23 protein-coding genes and 1 pseudogene are annotated in these 20,050 nt (G+C 55.9%); 14 read left to right on the forward strand and 10 right to left on the reverse strand.

Features of this window, described 5'->3' with window-relative positions; translation table 11 throughout:
- Positions 1-297 (forward strand): XRE family transcriptional regulator (locus tag HDF16_RS28565; protein WP_184224122.1); only part of this gene is annotated, 297 nt, incomplete at its 5' end.
- A gap of 91 nt (positions 298-388) precedes the next feature.
- On the opposite strand, the gene HDF16_RS28570 is transcribed toward HDF16_RS28565, so the two are convergent.
- Positions 389-1,183: a hypothetical protein gene (locus HDF16_RS28570; RefSeq protein WP_184224125.1), complete on the reverse strand. Its 795-nt coding sequence runs from the start codon at positions 1,181-1,183 to the stop codon at positions 389-391.
- Between the two features lie 147 nt (positions 1,184-1,330).
- Here HDF16_RS28570 and HDF16_RS28575 point away from each other — a divergent pair, with 147 nt between their 5' ends.
- The 3 genes from HDF16_RS28575 (at position 1,331) to HDF16_RS28585 (ending at position 4,333) form a co-directional block, all read left to right on the forward strand.
- Positions 1,331-2,248, forward strand: a complete 918-nt coding sequence (locus HDF16_RS28575) for a hypothetical protein (protein WP_184224127.1) — start codon at positions 1,331-1,333, stop codon at positions 2,246-2,248.
- A gap of 630 nt (positions 2,249-2,878) precedes the next feature.
- The gene (locus tag HDF16_RS28580; RefSeq protein WP_184224129.1) at positions 2,879-3,211 is read left to right on the forward strand and encodes a hypothetical protein; all 333 of its coding nucleotides are present in this window, start codon (positions 2,879-2,881) and stop codon (positions 3,209-3,211) included.
- A 120-nt stretch (positions 3,212-3,331) separates the two neighbouring features.
- Positions 3,332-4,333 carry a SurA N-terminal domain-containing protein gene (locus tag HDF16_RS28585; RefSeq protein ID WP_246410418.1) on the forward strand — a complete coding sequence of 334 codons (1,002 nt, stop codon included), beginning with the start codon at positions 3,332-3,334 and terminating at the stop codon, positions 4,331-4,333.
- Between the two features lie 712 nt (positions 4,334-5,045).
- Here the strand turns inward: HDF16_RS28585 and HDF16_RS31730 are convergent.
- The gene (locus tag HDF16_RS31730) at positions 5,046-5,924 is read right to left on the reverse strand and encodes a glycoside hydrolase domain-containing protein (RefSeq protein ID WP_184224133.1); all 879 of its coding nucleotides are present in this window, start codon (positions 5,922-5,924) and stop codon (positions 5,046-5,048) included.
- A gap of 193 nt (positions 5,925-6,117) precedes the next feature.
- Positions 6,118-7,071 (reverse strand): hypothetical protein, encoded by a 954-nt coding sequence (locus tag HDF16_RS28600; RefSeq protein ID WP_184224135.1) that lies wholly within the window; start codon positions 7,069-7,071, stop codon positions 6,118-6,120.
- A 344-nt stretch (positions 7,072-7,415) separates the two neighbouring features.
- Here HDF16_RS28600 and HDF16_RS28605 point away from each other — a divergent pair, with 344 nt between their 5' ends.
- Entirely contained in the window at positions 7,416-7,946 is a 531-nt protein-coding gene (locus HDF16_RS28605; protein ID WP_184224137.1) for a hypothetical protein, read from the forward strand.
- A 221-nt stretch (positions 7,947-8,167) separates the two neighbouring features.
- Here the strand turns inward: HDF16_RS28605 and HDF16_RS28610 are convergent, their stop codons facing one another.
- Positions 8,168-8,599, reverse strand: a complete 432-nt coding sequence (locus tag HDF16_RS28610) for a hypothetical protein (RefSeq protein ID WP_184224139.1) — start codon at positions 8,597-8,599, stop codon at positions 8,168-8,170.
- 152 nt (positions 8,600-8,751) lie between these two features.
- A complete protein-coding gene (locus HDF16_RS32305; protein ID WP_221313368.1) occupies positions 8,752-8,880 on the reverse strand; it encodes a VOC family protein in 129 nt (42 codons plus the stop codon).
- Positions 8,881-9,314: 434 nt separating this feature from the next.
- On the opposite strand from HDF16_RS32305, the gene HDF16_RS28620 reads away from it, so the two are divergent.
- Positions 9,315-9,803 (forward strand): hypothetical protein, encoded by a 489-nt coding sequence (locus tag HDF16_RS28620; protein ID WP_184224141.1) that lies wholly within the window; start codon positions 9,315-9,317, stop codon positions 9,801-9,803.
- Positions 9,804-9,805: 2 nt separating this feature from the next.
- Positions 9,806-10,783, forward strand: coding sequence for a tyrosine-type recombinase/integrase (locus HDF16_RS28625; protein ID WP_246410420.1), 978 nt, complete (start codon positions 9,806-9,808; stop codon positions 10,781-10,783).
- 39 nt (positions 10,784-10,822) lie between these two features.
- On the opposite strand, the gene HDF16_RS28630 is transcribed toward HDF16_RS28625, so the two are convergent.
- A complete protein-coding gene (locus HDF16_RS28630) occupies positions 10,823-11,245 on the reverse strand; it encodes an energy transducer TonB (protein WP_184224143.1) in 423 nt (140 codons plus the stop codon).
- 906 nt (positions 11,246-12,151) lie between these two features.
- On the opposite strand from HDF16_RS28630, the gene HDF16_RS28635 reads away from it, so the two are divergent.
- Complete coding sequence (locus tag HDF16_RS28635) at positions 12,152-12,661, forward strand: lysozyme inhibitor LprI family protein (RefSeq protein WP_184224145.1); 510 nt, start codon at positions 12,152-12,154, stop codon at positions 12,659-12,661.
- An 868-nt stretch (positions 12,662-13,529) separates the two neighbouring features.
- Here HDF16_RS28635 and HDF16_RS28640 read toward each other — a convergent pair.
- From HDF16_RS28640 to HDF16_RS28650, 3 genes are all read right to left on the reverse strand, one after another.
- Complete coding sequence (locus tag HDF16_RS28640; protein ID WP_184224147.1) at positions 13,530-14,249, reverse strand: DUF4386 domain-containing protein; 720 nt, start codon at positions 14,247-14,249, stop codon at positions 13,530-13,532.
- Positions 14,250-14,450: 201 nt separating this feature from the next.
- Positions 14,451-14,819: a NadS family protein gene (gene nadS, locus HDF16_RS28645; protein WP_184224149.1), complete on the reverse strand. Its 369-nt coding sequence runs from the start codon at positions 14,817-14,819 to the stop codon at positions 14,451-14,453.
- The gene (locus HDF16_RS28650) at positions 14,816-15,178 is read right to left on the reverse strand and encodes a type II toxin-antitoxin system RelE/ParE family toxin (protein WP_221313366.1); all 363 of its coding nucleotides are present in this window, start codon (positions 15,176-15,178) and stop codon (positions 14,816-14,818) included. The genes nadS and HDF16_RS28650 overlap by 4 nt, the downstream gene beginning before the upstream one ends.
- A 499-nt stretch (positions 15,179-15,677) precedes the next feature.
- Here HDF16_RS28650 and HDF16_RS28655 point away from each other — a divergent pair, with 499 nt between their 5' ends.
- The 5 genes from HDF16_RS28655 to HDF16_RS28675 all read left to right on the forward strand — a co-directional run bounded on the left by HDF16_RS28655 (position 15,678) and on the right by HDF16_RS28675 (position 19,366).
- Positions 15,678-16,355, forward strand: coding sequence for an AAA family ATPase (locus tag HDF16_RS28655; protein WP_246410422.1), 678 nt, complete (start codon positions 15,678-15,680; stop codon positions 16,353-16,355).
- Positions 16,321-16,629 carry a ribbon-helix-helix domain-containing protein gene (locus HDF16_RS28660; RefSeq protein WP_184224155.1) on the forward strand — a complete coding sequence of 103 codons (309 nt, stop codon included), beginning with the start codon at positions 16,321-16,323 and terminating at the stop codon, positions 16,627-16,629. The genes HDF16_RS28655 and HDF16_RS28660 overlap by 35 nt, the downstream gene beginning before the upstream one ends.
- The gene (gene trfA / locus HDF16_RS28665) at positions 16,629-17,555 is read left to right on the forward strand and encodes a plasmid replication initiator TrfA (RefSeq protein WP_184224157.1); all 927 of its coding nucleotides are present in this window, start codon (positions 16,629-16,631) and stop codon (positions 17,553-17,555) included. Before HDF16_RS28660 ends, trfA begins: the two co-directional genes overlap by 1 nt.
- An 894-nt stretch (positions 17,556-18,449) precedes the next feature.
- A complete protein-coding gene (locus HDF16_RS28670; protein ID WP_184224159.1) occupies positions 18,450-18,671 on the forward strand; it encodes a hypothetical protein in 222 nt (73 codons plus the stop codon).
- 74 nt (positions 18,672-18,745) lie between these two features.
- On the forward strand, positions 18,746-19,366 hold the full coding sequence (locus tag HDF16_RS28675) for a response regulator (RefSeq protein ID WP_184224161.1): 621 nt from the start codon (positions 18,746-18,748) through the stop codon (positions 19,364-19,366).
- 133 nt (positions 19,367-19,499) lie between these two features.
- Here HDF16_RS28675 and HDF16_RS28680 read toward each other — a convergent pair whose 3' ends face one another.
- Positions 19,500-19,730, reverse strand: a complete 231-nt coding sequence (locus HDF16_RS28680) for a DUF3606 domain-containing protein (RefSeq protein ID WP_184224163.1) — start codon at positions 19,728-19,730, stop codon at positions 19,500-19,502.
- A 131-nt stretch (positions 19,731-19,861) separates the two neighbouring features.
- Here HDF16_RS28680 and HDF16_RS28685 point away from each other — a divergent pair.
- Positions 19,862-20,050 (forward strand): annotated as a pseudogene (locus tag HDF16_RS28685) (type II toxin-antitoxin system RelE/ParE family toxin); the annotation flags it as partial.

Here is a 20,050-nt window from a genome sequence, read left to right on the forward strand (position 1 = left end):
GAGAGAGTGAAGCGCGAGGCTCTGGCCGAGTACGCCGAGATGGAGCGGATCGGCGTCGGCGTCATCCGCGTCGCACGGCAGCAGACCCAGGTTGCTGTCGCCGAGCAGATGCACGTCCCCCAAAGCGCCGTCTCCCGGCTCGAAAACCAGAATGACTGTCTCCTCAGCACTCTGCGGAAGTACGTCGGGGCGCTCGGAGGGACGCTCGAGATGAGGGCGGTATTCCCCGATGGAGCCGTCGAGTTGGATGGCTTGATGAGAATGCCAGCCGGAGCTGAAGAACAGCCCAGCCTCTAGCTCGATCGTCAGGGCGTCGCCGTGAAGCAAGCAAAACTTTTCGCCGACGATAGCCGGAGCAGGGAAGTGGAGCTGATGGCCAAATGAACTCCTAAGGGGTGTCCTGCGCTGGGGGAGTTGGGTGTACGTCCTCAATTTTGTACCCTGCCGGCACCGTGAACAACGACGCATCCGGCTCGCTTAGAACCAGATCCTCCACCTCAACCGTTGTCCGTCCTCGACGTGGGTCGTCGTTGATCATCTTCAGCAGAATCTTGTGGTCATTCGAGTGCCACTGCTCGTGCAGCACTACTAACGGAAGCGCATTTCCTTCTTGACCGGCTGGAATCGTCCTTACCGTTCGCGAACCATGTGCCGCTATTCCCGCTATCGTCGCCTCGCCAAGATCCTCGGTCCGGGACTCGTTGTCGGAGGGATGCCGCAATTGGCGTAACCTTCGCTGCTTCGCTAACTCGGCCGGATCTAAAGGTTTATGCGGTGGAGGGGGCTCGTCCTGATGAAATACATGAACGATCTTCGAGGTGTTTTCGTCTACAAGCCAAGACGAATTCGTCTTGGCGACAGGATCCGTGAGGGTAACGTTTAGCCTCGCGTGCAACTGACCATCCTCTCCTCGTTCGCATCCTTGCGCCATCTCCCCGCGTGTGCGTCCCATACTGTCCCGAGCTTGCTGAAGCCGAACAAATCCTTGAATGGAATTGCCGTCCGTCAGCTTTTGCTCAAATGTGGTCTTGAGTGTTGCACGATAGGGAGCATTGGGGCTCTGCTCAATTCCATAACCGATAAAAAAAGTGACTCCCAGAGAGCACTCCGCAGTCGCCTGGCCCTGGACAGTCGGCGCAGCCAGAAGAAACGCAGCAATCACACCGCTAAAAAAGAATCGCATAGACAGCTCCGTGCAGCTCATCTTCACTCGCAAAGAAAGCCTATCAACACCGGAGAATCACGTCCACGAAAGTTTAGGTAACGTTGGCTTTCCAGGTTTGGTCCCTCAGCAGGTGGGCCAGAACATCAGCGATCGGTGTCTAATTCCATGAAGCCAGGAATGAGGCGAGTGATTCGTTTTGGGGGCCGCTGGATGAAAAATAATCTGCTGTTTAGCTCTCTTCTGCTCGCAGTTTCCTCTTCGCTTCTTGCTGCTCAGCGACTCCCTATTTCAAAGCCGGAGGATCTCGCCGGCAGATGGGAGACTTCTGACGGCCACGGCGGAATGGTCGGCATGAATGTTATTGTCTCCACCCATATCGATGGCACGCCGGTCAGCCTGATCGGCCATCAACAGTACCTCGATTCTTTGGACATCGGACTTTATCAGCGTACGGGGCCAGACGTAGAAGAGTTCGGTTTCAACTTCTTCGCGACTAGCCCAGATGGCGGCGCGCTTTGGGATGGACAGCAGCTTCGAGTGTCTGCTCGTCAGAGAGGAGATCTTCCGAAGGTTGAGGTGAGCCTCTCTTGGGATGAAACGAAGAAGCAATGGTACGGACACTATGAGCGTGGGGAATTCAGCCGCCAGGTGACACTCAAGCGACCTGAAAACACAGCTGCAAGTTCTTTCGCAGGCACATGGTTCGAGAGCAAAGGGTTGATGAACAACTGTGTCCATATCGCGCAGCAATCCGACGGAGGATTCACCGCCTGGTCTGACGACATTTCGATTCCCGGACGATGGCGATATGCAAACGGCATCCAGCCCCTACCGCAATCCAACGAGCATTACGGGGAGATCGGGAAGGCGAAGTTGATTTCGCCAAACGTGATCACGGTTGAGTTGCGAGCTTACACGGCGATGTGTTGTTCACATCCGTTCCAAGCTGCGATTTCATCCGATGGCAGCAAGCTGGTAGGGAACTGGCCATCAGGTCCGAATCAGGCACCCCGATCGGTTGAGTGGAAGAGGATGCCGGAAAACTCTTGCCGTGCCGCAGCTAGTGCTTCCCCTGCACATTAGATTCCGTCATCGCTGGTGCTCTTCTTAGCTGATCGAGAAGTCTCTTCTACAAACATGCATGCAACGTGCTCGTTGAGTGTGGGCGCGCATGTGTGAATGCAGGCCGTGGAAATGACGCGCAACGATTGCGCTTGGAAGTCGCAAAGGGCGCGACTCCCACATTCCGCACCGCCTCGACGGCGAGCAATTTGCTTCACAGCACAACTTGAGCTCACACGTCATACTGCGATCCACGCTTACTCTTGCATGATGGGTCGATAGATTCGTTGCATCCTGTTGTTAGTATTCTGCCGCGCTATAGCGCTTTAATTAGCCTGCTCCCAGACTTGAAGACTCAACCAAATCGTCTCTGCTACAGCCAATTAGCTTGATCGAGATCTGTACCGCAACGGTACTGCTAAGCACGATGTGCTTCGCACATGGAGAATTTTGACACTCCACCCCTTCCAGGGTCGCGTTTCGCGCTAAAAAGGTTCCAGGTGGGACCTTACACAAAATAAATCACTTACGCGCTGATTGTTTCCGCCTGGAACCATTGTGTTTCCATCCGGAAACGCTCTAAAATGGGCGAAAGTGAGGGCCTAAATGGCTGACAATGATCTTGGAATTGAGGAGCGGCTGAGACGGAAAATGGGCCGCGATGCACGTACCCAAAGCGTGGCAACGCGCTTCACCAAAGCGGAAGAATCGGAGTTGCTGAAGGCAGCAGAGAGGGAAGGGAAGACGCCTCGTGAGTGGACGCGGGAGATCCTGCTTCGAGAGGCGCGACGGGCCCAGGATGACCCTAACTTTACCGAGACCGTCGCGATCAGAAGTCTTCTTAACCTGGCCCTAAGGCCGCTTCTGCTGGGCGAGAAAATGACGCCTGAACAGTTCAGCAGCATGCTTACCATTGTCCGTACAGAGAAGCGGCAAATGGCGAGAGAGGTCATGCAGCAGTACATACAGCCGGAGAAACCATAGAGTGGGAGTGAGGTCTTTGGGATCGAATCAGCTGATCGTCCGACTGTCTGTTTCCGATTGGACAATCACGGAAGGCTTCCCAAAGTATCGGACAATAGGCTGACTGAGCGAGGTCCTGATTTGCTGAAGATCGCAGCTGTCGTGCTGTCCCTGAGCCTCGTGGGCTGCCATCCCGTCAACTCACCGGACGTGATGGCCACGGTCAATGGGCAATCGATATCGCGATCCGATCTCGATAAGGCTTACAGCCAAAATCTAGGCGAGGGCCAGCAACAGGTGCCCTCTGCGGATGAGGCGAACACGGCGCGGCTGGGGCTACTGCATCAGCTCATTGATGAAGAGATCCTGCTGCAGCGTGCGGCCAAGATGAAGCTGAATGCGACGCCCGAAGAGGTGGACGCGAAGTTCGCCGAGATGAAGGCACCGTACAGCGGGCAGCAGTTCACCCAACTACTCATCGAGCACCATACCAGCGTCGACGAGGTGAAGCGCGATCTCCACCGTTCGTTGACCGAGAACAAGCTGCTGAATAAGGAGATCAACTCCCAGATCACGGTCTCGGATGCCGATATCAATGCCTACTTCCAAACGCACAAGCCCGAGTTCCACAACATCGAGACGCAATACCATTTAGCCCAAATAGTGGTGAAGAACGCAACTTCGCGAAGGCCCGAGGAGGTGCAGAAAAAGATCTCAGTGCTCAAAAATAGAGTCGATTCAGGGGAGGACTTTGGCGCACTAGCGATCAAATTCTCAGAGAATCCGCAGACGTCTTCATCAGGCGGGGACATGAGTTTGTTGTCGGAGTCGGAGTTGGCCCGGACGCCAGTGCTCTTCGCCGCGATCGCGAAGCTGAAGCCTGGCGAAACGACCGATGTTATGACGTTTCCGGACCCGGTCGATCAAGGGGGCGCGGTCGATTATGCGCTCTTCCAACTCATCTCTCGCGAACCGGCGGGCCAGCATGATGTCTCTGAGCCCCAGGTGCAGCAACGCATTCGCGCAGGATTGATGAACGCTCGGTCGCAGCTGCTAAAGGCTGCCTATTTCGAGATGTTGCAGAACCAGGCAAAGGTCGAGAACATCTTTGCTGAGCACATCTTCAAGGCAGACGCACAGTAAGCGTCCCCTCCTTACTAGCTGATCCTTTCAGAACACAGCGGTCTCAGCTGCGAAAAGGCCCACTTGCCGACAACAAAACTCCCGCGTATCGAGTGCACATCAAAGGGGCGACTGACCGACACAAAATGGCCACCCGAGGAAGGGCGGCGAAAATGGAACAGTCATAGATGGGTGAGGTCTTGGCGCCTTGTACATCTGTTATCGACCATTCTGGAAGTAAGTAGATGGAGCATCTGGGGTAGAAACCCACACAAAAGGTGTCTGGCGAGGTTTGTCGGCCCAGGCTAAATATCGACGTTGCCGAAAACGTCGACTTTGCGGGAGCATAGTCAAACTCAGCTTGGCATGAACATCAAAACTGCGGAAGTCCCAAGCGCCAGTTGGCAAAAGCGTTGACAGCCGCAAGGATAATAAAAATTACAAGGATGAAGTAAGGCGAGAATCGCCTGGCGTCTGCGCCGAGCTGCGGTGTCTTAGACAATCGTCGTATCAAAGTGGCTAGAGCTATGCCGCCCAGGAAGATGAGAACAAACACTGGAAAAGTGACAGGCTCTTTGTGAAATGACATGTCAGTCATGCTAGCGCGTTCGGGATAGCAAGGCGATGCACGCAAAACGGCATTGTCGGCAACTTCAACCCGACCGGCGGTCTCCAGAAGCGGGATTTCCGAGAACCTCGACTTTCGCGGCATGTGACTCGTCGCGGCTACATGTCAGCGTCCTTGAGAGGGATCGCGCTCTTGCGCAACATCCAAGTCGAGCAGCACTCCCGGCAACTCTGGAACGTAGCAATTGCCATCGTTCGCGTAGGTCTTCATATATGCCTGAGTGACCACGGAGCGTCTCGGGCTTTGAGAGAACTGCCACGCGATCGCACCTTGTGTCCCGCTTGCGGCTAGTGGAGGAGGTGTCACTGTGCAACCGTTTGAAGGCGGGGTGCCGTCCTGCGCGACGAAGAGCGCGATCGAATGAAGATGCTTCGACGACACAGTATCTTTGATGTTCTGCGCGGTCGTGGTCGTTTTTCCTGGGCCGTCCGGCACCGGCTGGCCACTTACATAAGCGCCCGCTCGGAATCCCCCCGTGGTCACTCCTTCCGTCCACGCGAATAGATAGTCAGCTTGCTCTTGGAGAAGACGTCCTCCCTCTTCTTGATCGAGAAAGAGGATCGCTCCTGCAGGAAAGCCTTCCCGCTTGGCAGCTTGTACTGCATCTTTTGCGTCTACCATGCCAAATGCAGCAGCCGAGGTCCCGCTCTTCAGTTTCGCCAAGATCTCTTTATCGAGCCTGCCGTTCCATAGAACAAGGAAACCTAAATCGTGAGATTTGAGGACGACACGTTTGCCTAGCCAGCTGTTGGATTGCGTGCCTGGCGGGTTGTTGAGCCAGTAACCAATGAAGGAGAAACGCTTCGCGATCCCCGATAGCGTTTCGTCGCCCGGATATAGGTTTCGATCAAGGCCCAGATAACCACCGTTGGCCAGTCTGCTTGATCCCAGAGCTCTACCGTCCGTCTGTGCTAACAAGGAACATGAGAGGACGCTGGCAATCACGAAAGGGATTCCGCGCACAAAGCTTGTCTTCTTCGCCACAACAGAAACTCCAAGGGGCACATCGTCCTATGGACAGCCCGCATCTGCGATTCTTCCCAGAAAGGATAGCCCATCTATGTGGAGAACTGGCCGATGAACATCAGCTCCCGCAAAACGGGAATTTGGGAAACTTCGGTCTTAGCGTCTGATTTTGAAGTTGGTGTGTGACGCCGACTGTGGCTTCGCCGAAGCCTTACCGAAGGACCGGATGAGGTCGTATGGGTGGGCGGCCAGTGATGATGTGTACGCGCTGGCGGGTGATGTTGATGCGGCAGTTGAGGGGATTGAGAACACCGCCGCAGGTGCGGTCACGGACCCCCAGCCACGCGATCTGAGAGGGACTAAGCATCCATGCGGTGGCGTTGGTGGCGTGGTGAACTTGTTCGAGGTAGTCGGCGGCGGTGACGTCGAGATCGGCGGCCTGGGCGTTCAGTTGCTCGCAGATACCGTTGTGTGGGGCGACGGTGCCATCGGCGGAGCCGCAGAAGTCTTCGTCGTGTTCGAGGAGGATCTTCTTGTTATTTCCAGTGATGAAGTAGCGGGTTACGACAGGGCCGACGCGAGCGCTTGTCGACCATTGGACGAAGTCGTCGACGAATGCTGGCGGGAGCTGGCTGAGGCCAAGGGTGTCTTCCTTGACTTGCTTCGAGAAGAGATTGAGCGCAGGGGTCGGTTCACCGTTCGTAGGAGCAAAGTAGAACCCTCCTAGGCCAATGCCGGTCTGGAGATCGATCCAGAGAAAGCCGCGGCCCTGGAGGTAAGGCCCCTGCTGTCCGGCGACGAGGAGATAGCGGTGGTCGCGAACTTCGATTGGGATGCGGGAGCCTTCGAAGGCCATCGAAAGGGCGTCTGGGAGGCTCATGTCTCGACCGTAGTGGAAGATGCAACTGGGGACGAAGAGCTTCATCAGCTTCTTGAATTGTTTGTCCCGGAGGAGATCCTTCGCCGGAGCTCCGGCAAACTGCTGCAGGTAGCCCAGATCGGCAGGTAGCAGCGGTGCCTGGAAGAGCGCGGGACTGTAGTTCGAGCCGGGCGGCGTGAGGGATTCTGCTGTCTCGGCGGCCGGAAGGCTCGGGGCTTGAGGGAGGGGAGCGGTTGATAAAGAGAAGGCGAGGAACTGAATGGCGAGGGCGCGAAGAATGAGCATATCCCGGGATCACCTCTAGGCTGCGGCTTGGCTCCAAGTTTAGCGTGCGTCATGTTCTCCTAGGGGTCACCACGCCTGTAGCCGTTTAAATTTGCGGATCAGATGGGTATGTCCAAATCCAAGAATCGCGAGAGCATCCATACGCAGCAGTACGCCATCCTCTGAATGACCCCGCGAGTAGCATCCGCTAAAGCTGGCCCTGACAACCGGAGTTGTCGTGGGTAAGCCGCTCCGATCATCCAAATGAAGCGGGTGGGGCGCAGCCAGAACAAGTTGCAAGCTTTCGTTGAAACCAGTTCTGAACAGGCGTAGCCTTTCAAGCAGTGAGCGTAATGGAGGGGCGAATGCGCAATGTCTGTATGGTGGCATTTCTGATTTTGGCAGGCACCAGCGTGTCAGCACAGAACGACAAAGGCAACCAACCGAAGACCTCGATCGTGCAAGTAAGTAGCGGTTGTCCGGTTGGATTTGGAGCCAATCTAAGCGGTCGCGCCGTGGTGCGCTCTGCGGACGATGCAAAGAGAGAAGGCGCTGCTCAACTCCTGGAACTTTCGTTCTTCGTCCCTTTGGATACTCCCTCTCTTAAGAAGGTTGAAATCACCGTCCACGGCCTTCCTCAGAAAGGTCGGCTGTTGCCCGTTCAGCCCTCTCCTGTCGAAGATGCGTCACAAGCATTCCAACTGCAGGCTTCAGCAGACCCGACAAGCTTGAATCGAGCTGCTGTATGGATCACACAGATCACTGCCGCAAGGTGGGTCGAAATCACAAATATTGAATATGCGGACGGCTCTTCATGGCACGCCTCTGAAACTTCTCTGTGCCATTCAAAATTAAGCGGCTTCAAGCTCGTTGACGCGACGGTCCAGCAACGATAAGACTCAAGTTGGGGATCTTCTTCTGTCGTTGTTGATCTTCGGTGAAGAGTCTTACCCCGTTTCACGACGGCGCCTGGAATCGTGGCAGATTCAACGGAGCTGAACGCCCCTGATCGTGTCCGATCTTCTTGTACTCACTGAAACCACCGTTTCAGATGAATATAGGTCGACTTGGCGGGATCCTCGGCGTTGCCGATAACGAAACCCTGCGGGAGCTTCTTTCATCTGCGAATCAGGGACAAGCACCGCCTGAACCCGTCGAGGACAAACAATCCCTGGACGAACGCAAAGAGCAAAGGCGAGACGGTAAACGCGAGAAGCAATGTCATTGCCGCAGGGGAAGACCCGTATGGCGGCTTGGAACTCTCCATTGCAACCGTAGCCCCGCAGAACAACGCGAGGAAGGCGACACTGAGCCCAAAGTGCCACCAAGCCGCAGAGGCGCTCCAAGGAACCATCCAGATGGAGTACAGAAAGGCAAATAAGCAGAGGCAAGAGGCTGCGCCGAAGCACAGAAGATGGTACGGAATGAGGTAGGTGTTCCTCGGCAGCGTGAGTGTCATGCCGGTCGAGAAACCAAACCGCGAGCCGATCAAACCCGCGACGAGAACAATCACCGCAGTCGCAGCGAAAAGTACAGGAAGACGTGGCATCTGATCCTCCGGCGAATCGAATCTTCCGAGCAGGATACACCGATAGTTGAGTCGCCCTTTAGATCTCTCCCCTCCAGGCTGTGACGGGTCATCTTGTTACTCCTGAAATGGACGCTTCACTCAAGAGCGGCCCCTTGCGGGGCCGCTCAGAGCTAGACAGCAGGTTGCATCACGGCCAATTCGTTTCCGCTTGGGTCCATGAAATGGAAACGCTGACCACCCGGATAGGCGAAGATCGGCATTGTGATCGTGCCACCAGCTTCCTGCACCCGCTTGACCATCGCCGCAATATCTGCCGTTTCGAGATGACGAGCGGGGACTTCGGCTTGGTGACTGGGTCACCATTAAAGCCGCCATCCAGGCCCGCGCCCTCGATAGCCGCATAATCATCGCCATAGTCCTGAAATGCCCAGCTGAAGAGCTGTCCATAGAACGACTTCAAGGCCGGTACATCGGTTGAGGGCAGTTCCAGGTACGCGATCTTGTCTTCTGACATGAGGCCTCCTGTAGCGCCTTTCAGCGCCTCTCTCGCAGGTCGGCCCCCATCCAACCAGCGGCGAGAAGTGCGCCGGTCAGGTAGAGACCGAAGGGACGGCCTCGCGAGGAACAAAAACATCATACTTCCCGGTTCTCCATGCACATACGATAAAGGACGTTATCATATATATGTTGGCTTGCCCGAAAAGGAGAAGACTCCATCACCTCGAACGAGATCATGACCATCGAAATTCCCTGGCAGGAGGGTGCGCGCCTCATAGACGACTGCGCCTACTTGTTCGCCACAGAGGTTCAGGAGCTTGAGGAACTGACCCTCGGTCTGACCATTGTCGAAGCCAAGCTTCAAGCTCCCATCGCATCGGCTGATGCAAAGGATCCGCTCGCCTTCTTGAGAATCGGCGCGCGTCCCATCCAGGAGGACAAGAGCTGCCGACTCTTCCAGGTGGTCTTTGATCGCAATCATCTGATTTCCTACACGGTTCTCAACGAATCGTACGGCAAATATCCGGAACCTCCGGAAACATTCACTGGCAAGCTCTTCCGCGTCTTCTCTAAGTCTCACCTCCTCGACTTCACCGAACGCACATCCTACGCATCAGCAGGCCATCCGGCTCCGCTCATGCACTTCGAAATCGCTTGCCTGAACCACGTGATCGACGTGATCTGTACAGCTCCTCCAACCATCTTGCTCGGGAAGCAGGCATAGGCATGATCATGGTCGAGACACAGAAGAGCTCCTACCCGGCGCTGGTACCTGCCTCCGTGCGTCTCCCCGCACTCTTTCAAGCCATGCCTGAGGGAGGTCGACGCTTCTGGGAGTTCTTCACCGTCAACATACGGAATGCAAATACCCGCCGCGCCTACTTCAAGGCTGTCGAGGGCTTCGCCGCCTGGTGTGAAGAGAGAAGTCTGGGAGATCTCGCCGGTGTGACGCCGATGCACGTCGCGGCGTATGTCGAGCAGCTCGGTCGCACTCACTCGAAGCCGACCGTAAAACAGTATCTCGCCGCGATCCGAATGCTCTTCGATTGGCTGGTGACCGGGCACATCATGGAGACCAACCCGGCTCATGCGGTGCGGGGACCGAAGCACAGCGTCCGCAAGGGCAAAACCTCGGTGCTTTCAGCCGACGAGATGCGCGAGCTGCTCGCTGCGATCGACACTACTTCCCTGCTCGGGCTCCGCGACCGTGCCCTGATCGCCCTTATGGGCTACACCTTCGCCCGAGTCGGAGCGGCCACCGGAATGAAGGTCGGAGACTTCTACGTGCAGAAACGGCGCGGCTGGGTCCGACTCCACGAGAAAGGTGGCAAAGTGACCGAGCTTCCCTGCCATCACAACCTGGACCAGTATTTAGAGGAATGGATTGCAGCCTCAGGCCTCGGCACCGAACCCGAGGCCCCGCTCTTCCCTACCCTGCGCCATGGCCGGCTGACCGATCGCACTCCCCTGCCCCAGGCCAACGTCCACATGATGATTCAGCGGAGGGCGCGAGCTGCAGGGCTCCGAACCAAAATCAGCGCACACAGCTTCCGTGCAACCGGGATTACCACCTACCTTCAGAACGGCGGCAAGCTCGAGATCGCTCAGCAGATGGCCGGCCATGAGTCGGCACGGACCACCGGGCTATATGACCGGCGCAGCGACGAGGTTGCGCTCGATGAGGTCGAGCGGATTACGTTCTGAGTGGCCGCTGTGAACGTGCAAAGCGAGGAACAGGTGATATCAATTTGCGGAAAAGGTAATGCGTAATTTGAGATCAGAACTCTTAAGCGCTGGGGGCAGCGGCGAGTATCGCTCGAGCTTTGCTGTCGTCCAGGCTGCCCGATCCAGATCGACCTGCGCAGACTGATCCAGATGCAGCGCAGATAAATGACCATCTGAATCGATCGTGAGGCTCACAATCGATTCTCCCGCTTGATTAGCTGACCGGCCAGTTCTGATCTCCGAGAGCCAACGACTCTTCAGATCAGAGATCATGGCCATCATGTATGGATTGAGGTTTGCTCCATGGGTGTCACTGAGGATTTCGACTCCCACAGTCGGGCCGTCGGACGCAACGGCAGGTGCTGCCTTCTGAGCGAAAACAGGAAGAAGCAAGCATTGACCTACAAACATGACAAGAACAGAACGCCCAACGAGTTTCATGCGATTAGGTTACTCCGTAGCGGTTCGGTCCGCTACCACCTGACCAATCTTTCAACGTCCGTAGAAAGATTGGTCAGGTGTCAGAAACGGGCAACGGACGTGCAATAGTGTCCTCTTATCCGCGCAGCAAAGATGCGTGGTGTGCAAAGCGAATGGGGCTAGGACCAAACGTTACTCAACAAAGCCAAGTCTACGCGGGTGGTTTTCGATATAGGCACGCAGACTACCAACGGGTGATCGTACCGAGCGGTTTAGCTGACAGAAGCTCTTATCTAGCTATCTAACGATCCATGCACCACACATGTGGAGCGCCAAACCTGCGAAAACCATTGAGCTTGTTGCACTTGCCATGGTCATCCGTATGTTGTCCAGGTGAGAGGCGTCCGGTCCACCTTGTGTGATTTGCTTGCTGAGTGCGCGATATACCCGAAGGAAGCCCGACATTGCTGCAAGACACAATACATTGGTCGCAAGTGCCAGCCAGACATGATGGCCCCCTCTAGCGGAGTGTGCAATAAAGCGAAGATCAAGCCAAGGGAGCGCGACCGCTATCGCGCCTTCCACCATAGTCAACACAAAGAACACATGCCCATACCCTTCCTGGTTGCCATGGTAAGGGACGAACACCTCCGGAGCGTTCTGATCCCAAGCTTCGCTTACTCTCATGGAGCCTCCTTGCAGATGGACGGCAGAGGTTATTCGAAGGTCTCAAAGCCAAGATCCTCAGTTTCCAGATAAAACGCGGTTCTCGCCAGTTGATCTTTCCCCTAATGGCTAGGATCAGCGTAAGACTCTGAAACTGTCATTTCATTGTGTACAAGAGGTCGTCGCGCCCATGACTGACTCGGAACCTTCTGTTTGTAACGAGTTTCGCAATACTCAACCCTCGCGGATTACCATGAACGCATGAAAGTCGCGGCCCTGCTCACTCTTGCACTATTCATGTCTGTTCGTTGCAATGGGCAGACTTCAGTGAAAACAGTCTCACTCAATGAGTTGCAATCCGTTATTGGCTTGCCGCTAAGCCAAGCTGTTGCTGCTCGTGAGGTTTACAAGAAGCCACTCAAAGCGGCGCTCGCTCGTCAGGCGGGAAAGGCGGGAACGGCCTGCCAGACTACTTCCGGGCAACAGCCGTACAACGTGTGCATGGGCAAAGAGGATGAGACGGCTGATAGCGACTTTGCGATTTTCTACAACAATCTACAAATGTTGTGCCACGACCAAAACCAATTGCTGACGCTTCAGCAATCAGAGAAGCAATGGAAGGCCTACAGCGATAGCACCATGAAGGCAACCCGCGCTGCGTGGCCTGATGGTACGGCAGCTCCGGGCGTTGCTGGTCAGGTGTACCTGTCTCTCATTCGCGACTACATGCGGCTGCTAGATGAGATCTACGATCTCAACATTTCACAGTGAGCTGAGTGATTCCTCTGTGCAGACTGCTCCTGAGTTTACCCACGACAAATCCGGTGGTGAAGTGATTTCCGATAACGCCGTTTTCGGGGGAACCGATGGGTAATACGCCTCATGAGAGATTAAGTCTTGTGAGAGCGTCGGTGGTCGGAACCTCTGAGAACCTCTTTGACAGGCTCATGCACAACCATAACCATGCGCAATAGGCCAAGAATAATAGAACTCGATACCAGCCTCGCGTCGCTTCAGAGAGAAGCACAAAGGAAGAGAAGACAACAACGCTGAGCAGCCACTGCCACACGCCGCGCTTATGCGCTCTGTCTTGCGGGCGAGCTGGAAATAGGCGCAGTCCCACTCTATAGTGGCTCAACGCCTCTTCCTGCTGTTCGGGAGACGCCACTTCGTAGGGGATGCTGTACTTGTACTGAGTCCATTCATCGAGGCTTCGGACTTGAACACTATTCTCTCCAAACATTGTCAGGCGACCCGGTTCAGGTACGGCATCCAGTGCATACGCAATGCCAGCCAGAAGAGCAGCCAAACCGGCCAGAACAGTTCTCCACGCTGTTGGGATGTCGAGCAGTTCGGCGCATCCAGAACAAATGAGAAGCACCAGGGCGCTACACGCACTCATCCGAACTGCTTTGGCAAACCACGCCGGTCTTGACTCCGCGAGTGATCGGTTGAGAAAAGACATGCTTCCCGCCTTGTCTGAAGAAGACGCTGCATCAGCATGGATGGACGCAACCAATGGTGCTTATTGCTCGAAAGTCGGTGTTTTGGAAAGAACGCGGTTCCAGGCCCCGGACAGGTCGAAGTTTCCGCAATCGCCGGTCACAATCCCGACGCCAGGGTTGAAGCCCTAAGCCAATCATCTTTTCGAAGTTGTTTGCGCCGCCTGCATCGTATCCCAGTGGGCCCTATCGACTCCTTTGACCAGCAACCAGAGACCCATAGAGAGCATCGCCAGCATCATGGGCGCGATCACATAAGGCAGGTCAGCTCGGGGAGCGAGGACAATCATAAAGTTCTTCACGACAAAGCTGGCTCCGCCAACGATGCCAACGGCACCGAGCGTACGCGGCAAGTAGCCGGAATGCCAGATTAGATACCCTCGCACAGCAGCTGCAATACCATAGAACATCGCGAAGATGCCGAAACCGTATCCATAGATGGTGATGCAGAGATACGTGAGCGTTGCCTTAGCCTCCGACGAGATCACGCGGGCGACATCAGCATCGATGGCCGGTAGCGCGGCGGCAAAGTACAGCAATTCTCCGGTGGCAAAGATCGCGGTTCCCATGAGCCCGAAACACATCGCGAGCAATGAAAGGGTGCGACTCACAGGGCGAAGCAGCGCATAAAGCAGCACATTCAGCGTAATGTCGCAGGCGACTTCAATCAGGTAAGCGGCAAAGCTGGACCGAAAGAGCCCCACCGAATTAGCCATCTCGTGGGCCGTACCGGCCAGATCGTTGGCGAGGAACAACTTATCAGGCACGTAGGACTCGCCCCACCCGCCTGCAACGATCGAAACGAGAAATAGAGCTCCAATCCACCGGGCGTAGTGCTGTGCCGTGTCTGCGATCATCGCATCACCTCGGAATATCAAAGGGTACGCTCGAACGCAGCAAGCGGTTCCTCAGAAAACATGCGAACTCCCGGCAACGGTTCAATACTCGCGAAGCCGTAGAAGCTCACAAACTGCCGAGTCACTCATCTGCAAAGCAAGCCGTTTAAAAGCGGGTTTTCTCGCAAAGTCGGTGTTTTCGGCAACATCGAAGTTTTTCGATCAGGCAGCAGAGGATCTTTTTGCTCTGCCGTTTTTTGTAAGCCCCTTCCCTGCCCTGGCCCGAACCGGTATTGAGGATTCAGGTTGGGCCAATGCCTTCATCACGAGCTGCGGATCGTGAGCGATCACCATAAGAAGCGCCCGCGCCGCCGCTTCCGGGTTTCGACGGCCCGACTCCCAATGACGTACGGCGTCCACCGACAAGCCGAAAGCATCCGCAAATCGGCCCTGGCTGAAGTGGAGCCGGTTTCTGATCCCGCGTACGTCGATGGATTCGGGCAGCGTGACTTTGTAGCCTTTCCGCTCCCCTTCCATGTAGGCGCGGGCCTCCGCTGTGCCTTGCGCCATCTCTTCAAACAGTTTGCTCATGCTTTTCTCCCATAGTCCGCGAAGAAGCTTTTAGCCATTTTCGCGAGAGCGTTTTGCTCGGCCTTGCTTAGGTTGCCCTTTTCCGCCTTCGCATACACGGTGATAAGGAAGATGGGAAAGTCTTCACCGCCGTAGAGGTATACGACTCTTGCGCCGCCGCGCTTCCCTATTCCGGCCCTTCCGAACCGCCGTTTGCGATACCCCCCGGTCCCCGGCATGAGGTCGCCTGCTTCGGGGTCTAAGCCAATGGCCGAAACAATGTCAGCCCGCTCCGCTTCCGTGAAAAGAGCCGAGGCCCCTTTGAGGTACGTCAGCGTCTCGACGACGGTTTGCATAATGGGAGTGTATGCCAATGGCACGGTATTTTCAAAAATGCAAAATCGTCACCAAGGCGAACAGCCGAGGCGACGGCTTGGCGATGTCGCTATTTCATCATCTACCGTCAGAAACCAGGCTTGATCGAGATTTTGCGCGTCTTGCATGACAGCCGAGATCTCGCGCGGCATCTCCCGCCTGTCTCCTAGTGCGCCTTAATAACTCAGGCGGCCGCGTTACGTGCCGGAAACGTTGCCAGCGACGAGCCGGGATTGGTCATCAGCCGGGGCCGTTGTAGACCGAAGAGATCGACCACTAAACTCATCCCGCCTTCGTCCGTAGAGAGAAAGACAGGAGGAACCAAACTAGGCGCTTCCCTGCCCTGCTGCACAGGTATACAAGTAAGAAGTCCAGCAGGTGCGACTGTGCACATGTAGGAATGGCAGCTTGTAAGCGATCGCACCACTATCCGTCTTCACGCGAAGGCCGAATCGAAAATTTGTAAGATGTTTTACCTGTGAGATTGTGCACATGTCAGAAAGTATGTTTGTTCTCGCGGTTATCGGGCAAAAGGGCGGCTCCGGCAAGACGACCCTCGCGCTCAATCTGGCGGTCGCGGCAGCCGAAGACGGGCTGACGGCCGTCATCATCGACCTCGACCCCCAGGCCAATGCCACCAACTGGAAAGACCGCCGCAAGTCGGAGAATCCTGCCGTCGTATCTTCGCCGCCCGGCCGGCTGAAACAGACCCTCGAGGCGGCCGCTTCTCATGGCGCTCAGTTCGTCGTGATCGACAATCCCGGAAAGGCCGATAGCGGTGCGATCAATGCCGCCGGCTTCGCCGATCTGGTTTACGTTCCGGTCGGCCCGCAGATGTTCCACCTCGAAACGCTACCCGGCGTCTACCGGCTGCTACAGGCGTCGGAAAACAGTCCGCCGGCTTTCATCGTCCTGAATGGAGTCCATCCATCCGCGACGATACAGGCCGAGAAGACCAAGGAAATGATCGGCGCGGCCTATCCCATCCCGATGTGCCCGCACCACATGAGCCATCTCGACGTGTACGCGACCAGCGCCGATGCCGGCCTCTCGCCACTCGAACTCAACGCGCAGGGGCGGGCAGGCTCGGAAATCATACAACTTTACAAGTTTACCTGTGCACAATCACACAAATTGGAGAAACTACATGGCAAATCTGGCAGGATTGCAAAACGCGCTTAACGTCAGCAGCGGCAGGGGTTCCGCCGCTGTCGCCGACCCGTCCGACGCGCCGACGCCGAGGAAAGAGCCGCGCGGACCGAAGCCGGTCTCAAAGACACCCGTGCCAATCGGCAGGGCAGGGCGGGAGAACATCGCCGCCTGGCTGCCCGGCGATTTCAAGAAGAGCATCCGCCTCATTCAGGCCAAGAAACCCGACCAGTCGCTGCAGGACCTCATGGCTGAGGCTTTTAACGACTTGTTCAGCAAGTACAACGTCCCGACGGTTTCCGAATAGTGAACCATCCTAGCTCTCTTCTAGCGACGCAGCTGCCGATGTGGCCGGAGCCGGTACGCGGCGGGCCGAACGTCCTGCTACGCTCGGCGCTCTTCGCAGGCATTGCCAGCAAAAAGCGCAAGATCCTCGGCACGCAGATGCGACCGGAGAAGAAGCCTGAAGGCGTCATCATCGCCGCGCAGGATGGCATTAAGATCTCTTTTGCCGGCACGCAGTTCAACCAGTATGACGCCGACGTGTTCTTTGAGGCCCTGCACCTTGCCCGCCGCGAGAAGCTTGAGACCGAGTGCCTGTTTCAAGGAGCCGGCTTCCTGCGACGCATTGGCCGCTCAGATACCAGCACCAACTATGAAGACCTTGAGGAAAGCCTCGACCGGCTGCGGCGCGGCAGCCTGGATATCGAATGGACCATCAAGGGCCATCGGTTTGTCTTCTCCGGCAGCCTCGTGTCGCATTACATGCGCGAGACGACCACGAAGGTTTACAAGATCACCTTCGCCAAGGAGATCGCGACGCTATTCGCGCCCGCCAGCTGGACACAGATCGAATGGGAAGACCGCCTGGCCCTCAAAGGGAAGCCACTTGCTCAGTGGCTGCACAGCTACTATTCGACCCACGCCGCGCCGTTTCCGGTGACGGTCGGTTTCCTGCATGAGAAGTGCGGCAGCCCGACCAAGCTGCTCAAACACTTCAAGACAGAGCTTAAGAACGCTTTTGCTGCCCTTGAGAGCACGCTAGGATGGGTCGCAAGCTGGGATGGGGACCTCGTGAGTATCACGAAGCCCCCAAGTGGTTCACAAGGGCGCCATCTGACGCGGCGAGCCGAGAAGCAAAAGCAGGTCAAGAAGGGGAAGAGGGAAGGGCAGATGATGCCGGTTGGCGAATTGCTGACCGACATCCTGAAAGATCAGCGCCGCCGACGCTAAGGGCCGTATTTCACCCGACCAACGGAGCGCGGCTGTGTTCGTGCCGTACTTCACCCGACCGCGACTGAAAGATCCATTGGCTTCAATGGGATAAACCGAATATGGAGCCTGCCGGCCTCCGTATTTCACCCGACCGATTCGAAGCACAAGGGTCAGCTAAACGCCGCATTTCACCCGACCAGTGACGGGAAAGGCCCTATTTGTGGGGCAGGGAAGCCATGATCGCACCTACAGCTCCGTATTTCACCCGACCGGCAGGGCTTCCAAAGTCCGGCCGCGCTCCGTATTTCAGCCGACCGCTCAAAAGGCGGGTAAATATCCACAGATGGAGCATGAGCCGTACTTCACCCGACCAGATTCCGCATGTGACCCGACCGAATCCCGTATTCGACCCGACTTTGTGCCGTATTCCACCCGACTAGAACATCGCTAAAATGGACGATAAATTCTTTATTTTCAATAGATTGAAGGCGCTCGGCAAGCGCTCCTAATCCGTATTTAATCACTTATAATCCCTACTTAATCCCGCAACACCTGTGGATATCTCTGTGGCAATCCGGGCAAAAAAAACGAAAAGGAGCGCGCCCTTCGGTCGCGTTCTGTAGGGCCTAACGGCCCTTTTTCCGTTGGGGCTGCGCCCCAAACCCCGCAGAAGCAACAACAAAAGCCAAAACTTCCTTATGAAAGCGGGGTGCTTTTGAAGGCTTGGGCTAACGATTCAAGACCTCGGCAATCGAGCAGAAAGGCACTCAGGACGAACCGGTGAGGCCTCCGGCTCGCGTACGTACCAAAAACTCAGAGCAAACGCCTTTATACCCCGATATCGTAAAGAGCTGAGATCAGCGTTCAAGATGCGTGGAGGCCATGCAGAAGACGAGGCTCCGATCGCACCCTATGACCACTACGCCAGATCCTCAATCCAGACACCGAGCCCATGTCGAACGCATGTTGGCCCGCGCCGAGCGGCGAAGCCGCCAGGCAGAGAAACTGGTCCAGAAATGGAAGTTCAGGCTCGCCGAACTCGACCGCCAGGGCGTCGCCGCAAAGCAGGCAAAACTCTTCGACGATGAGCAACCGGGGCAGGGAAGTGAGGCTGATAGCCGCGTCGGCGGCTGACGCGCGTTGTAGAGGACTCCATCAACGGCTATGGTTAGGTTTGTTGACGAAAGTCACAACAGGAGCCCTGTCCCATGCCCCCCAGCTCTTTCCGATACAGAATCCTGATTGTTGACGACGAAGCCCCCTTGCGGGATATCGGGAAGCTATTGCTTGAAGCCCAAGGTTATGAGGTGCTTTGTGCCGAGGATGGATTTGAAGGCTTGGCAGCCTTGAAGCAGGCTCTTCCGGACCTCATTATTTCGGATCTGCGCATGCCCAACATGAACGGATTCGAGTTTCTGTCCGTGGTGCGCCGCCGGTTTCCCATCATTCCGGTGATTGTGATCTCGGGTGAGTTTTCAGGCGTATCGGTCCCTGAAAGCGTCCTTGCGGACGCTTTCTTCTCGAAGGGAGCGTACAAGATTCCTGAGTTATTCGAGCGAATCTGTGATCTTGTGCATGAGCTTCCGAGCCGCCCGAAGACGGGAAAGCCAAATCAAGCTGCGGTCTGGGTGATGAACAATAGAGGCACGGTCGCGGTTACGTGTTCAGAGTGTCTGCGAACGTTTCCCGTTGCGGAGGTAGCACGTGGAGAAAACGAAGCCGAATGTGACTTCTGCTCGTGCATGGTTCGCTTCGAAATAATTGGTGAGACCGCTATAGGGAAAGTTTTCCCGGCGGTCTCAGTGCCCTCTGTCGATTCGCACATATGACCGAACCGGGGCGTCGGGATGGCGTTAAGCCATGATCCGATGCGGCAAAAGAGTCTCCGGCCATACACAAACGAAGCAATTTTCAGATCGTTTTGGCCTTTGGAAAGACCTGTCCCGACACCCACAATATGAATTAGGCGCTCTTGTGAGTGTGGAGAGCAGCGCGGACTTTTTCAACGTGGGTTCCGTGGCTCCGGATGGCCTCGTGAAGTTGATCGCCGGTCACTCCAAACTCTTTCGACCAATAAGCAACGTCAGATGCCATCTTTGGATTGATTTCTTTGGGATCGTGAGGACCTTTGGAATGCTCTTCGTGAATGGCGTGCGGCTCGTGGCCTTTCGGGACGTCGTGGTGCTCGGACATGATTGGTTCCTCGTTTCGTTCTCTTTGGTGGATGGGGAAACCATGCGGTGGGGATGTACACAGAATCCCGCAGTAAAAGCCATTGACTCAAAATAGCCTGGCCCATATGCTAATGATGATATAGTACGTGTATGGCATATGAAGTTGAGGTGTCGGATGAGTTTCGGGGATGGTACGAACCCCTGAGCGAAGCCGAGCAGCTCAGCATCGGGCGGGTGATCGAGTTGCTGGAAGAGAAGGGAACTGCGCTGGCTTTTCCCTACAGCTCCGGCATACAGGGATCGAAGCTCAGCCATATGCGCGAACTCAGGATTCAGCAC

It is taken from the genome of Granulicella aggregans, from assembly GCF_014203275.1.
Lineage (GTDB): Bacteria > Acidobacteriota > Terriglobia > Terriglobales > Acidobacteriaceae > Edaphobacter.

Coding starts and splice junctions, on each gene's coding strand:
- HDF16_RS28655 (WP_246410422.1), top strand. CDS start 15,678: ATGTTTGTTCTCGCGGTTATCGGGCAAAAGGGCGGCTCCGGCAAGACG.
- nadS (WP_184224149.1), bottom strand. CDS start 14,819: ATGAGCAAACTGTTTGAAGAGATGGCGCAAGGCACAGCGGAGGCCCGC.
- HDF16_RS28630 (WP_184224143.1), bottom strand. CDS start 11,245: ATGAAACTCGTTGGGCGTTCTGTTCTTGTCATGTTTGTAGGTCAATGC.
- HDF16_RS28570 (WP_184224125.1), bottom strand. CDS start 1,183: ATGCGATTCTTTTTTAGCGGTGTGATTGCTGCGTTTCTTCTGGCTGCG.
- HDF16_RS28640 (WP_184224147.1), bottom strand. CDS start 14,249: ATGATCGCAGACACGGCACAGCACTACGCCCGGTGGATTGGAGCTCTA.
- HDF16_RS28600 (WP_184224135.1), bottom strand. CDS start 7,071: ATGCTCATTCTTCGCGCCCTCGCCATTCAGTTCCTCGCCTTCTCTTTA.
- HDF16_RS28625 (WP_246410420.1), top strand. CDS start 9,806: ATGATCATGGTCGAGACACAGAAGAGCTCCTACCCGGCGCTGGTACCT.
- HDF16_RS28675 (WP_184224161.1), top strand. CDS start 18,746: ATGCCCCCCAGCTCTTTCCGATACAGAATCCTGATTGTTGACGACGAA.
- HDF16_RS28610 (WP_184224139.1), bottom strand. CDS start 8,599: ATGCCACGTCTTCCTGTACTTTTCGCTGCGACTGCGGTGATTGTTCTC.
- HDF16_RS32305 (WP_221313368.1), bottom strand. CDS start 8,880: ATGGTCAAGCGGGTGCAGGAAGCTGGTGGCACGATCACAATGCCGATC.
- HDF16_RS28670 (WP_184224159.1), top strand. CDS start 18,450: ATGACCACTACGCCAGATCCTCAATCCAGACACCGAGCCCATGTCGAA.
- HDF16_RS28660 (WP_184224155.1), top strand. CDS start 16,321: ATGGCAAATCTGGCAGGATTGCAAAACGCGCTTAACGTCAGCAGCGGC.
- HDF16_RS28580 (WP_184224129.1), top strand. CDS start 2,879: ATGGGCCGCGATGCACGTACCCAAAGCGTGGCAACGCGCTTCACCAAA.
- HDF16_RS28635 (WP_184224145.1), top strand. CDS start 12,152: ATGAAAGTCGCGGCCCTGCTCACTCTTGCACTATTCATGTCTGTTCGT.
- HDF16_RS28605 (WP_184224137.1), top strand. CDS start 7,416: ATGCGCAATGTCTGTATGGTGGCATTTCTGATTTTGGCAGGCACCAGC.
- HDF16_RS28575 (WP_184224127.1), top strand. CDS start 1,331: ATGAAGCCAGGAATGAGGCGAGTGATTCGTTTTGGGGGCCGCTGGATG.
- HDF16_RS28680 (WP_184224163.1), bottom strand. CDS start 19,730: ATGTCCGAGCACCACGACGTCCCGAAAGGCCACGAGCCGCACGCCATT.
- HDF16_RS28620 (WP_184224141.1), top strand. CDS start 9,315: ATGACCATCGAAATTCCCTGGCAGGAGGGTGCGCGCCTCATAGACGAC.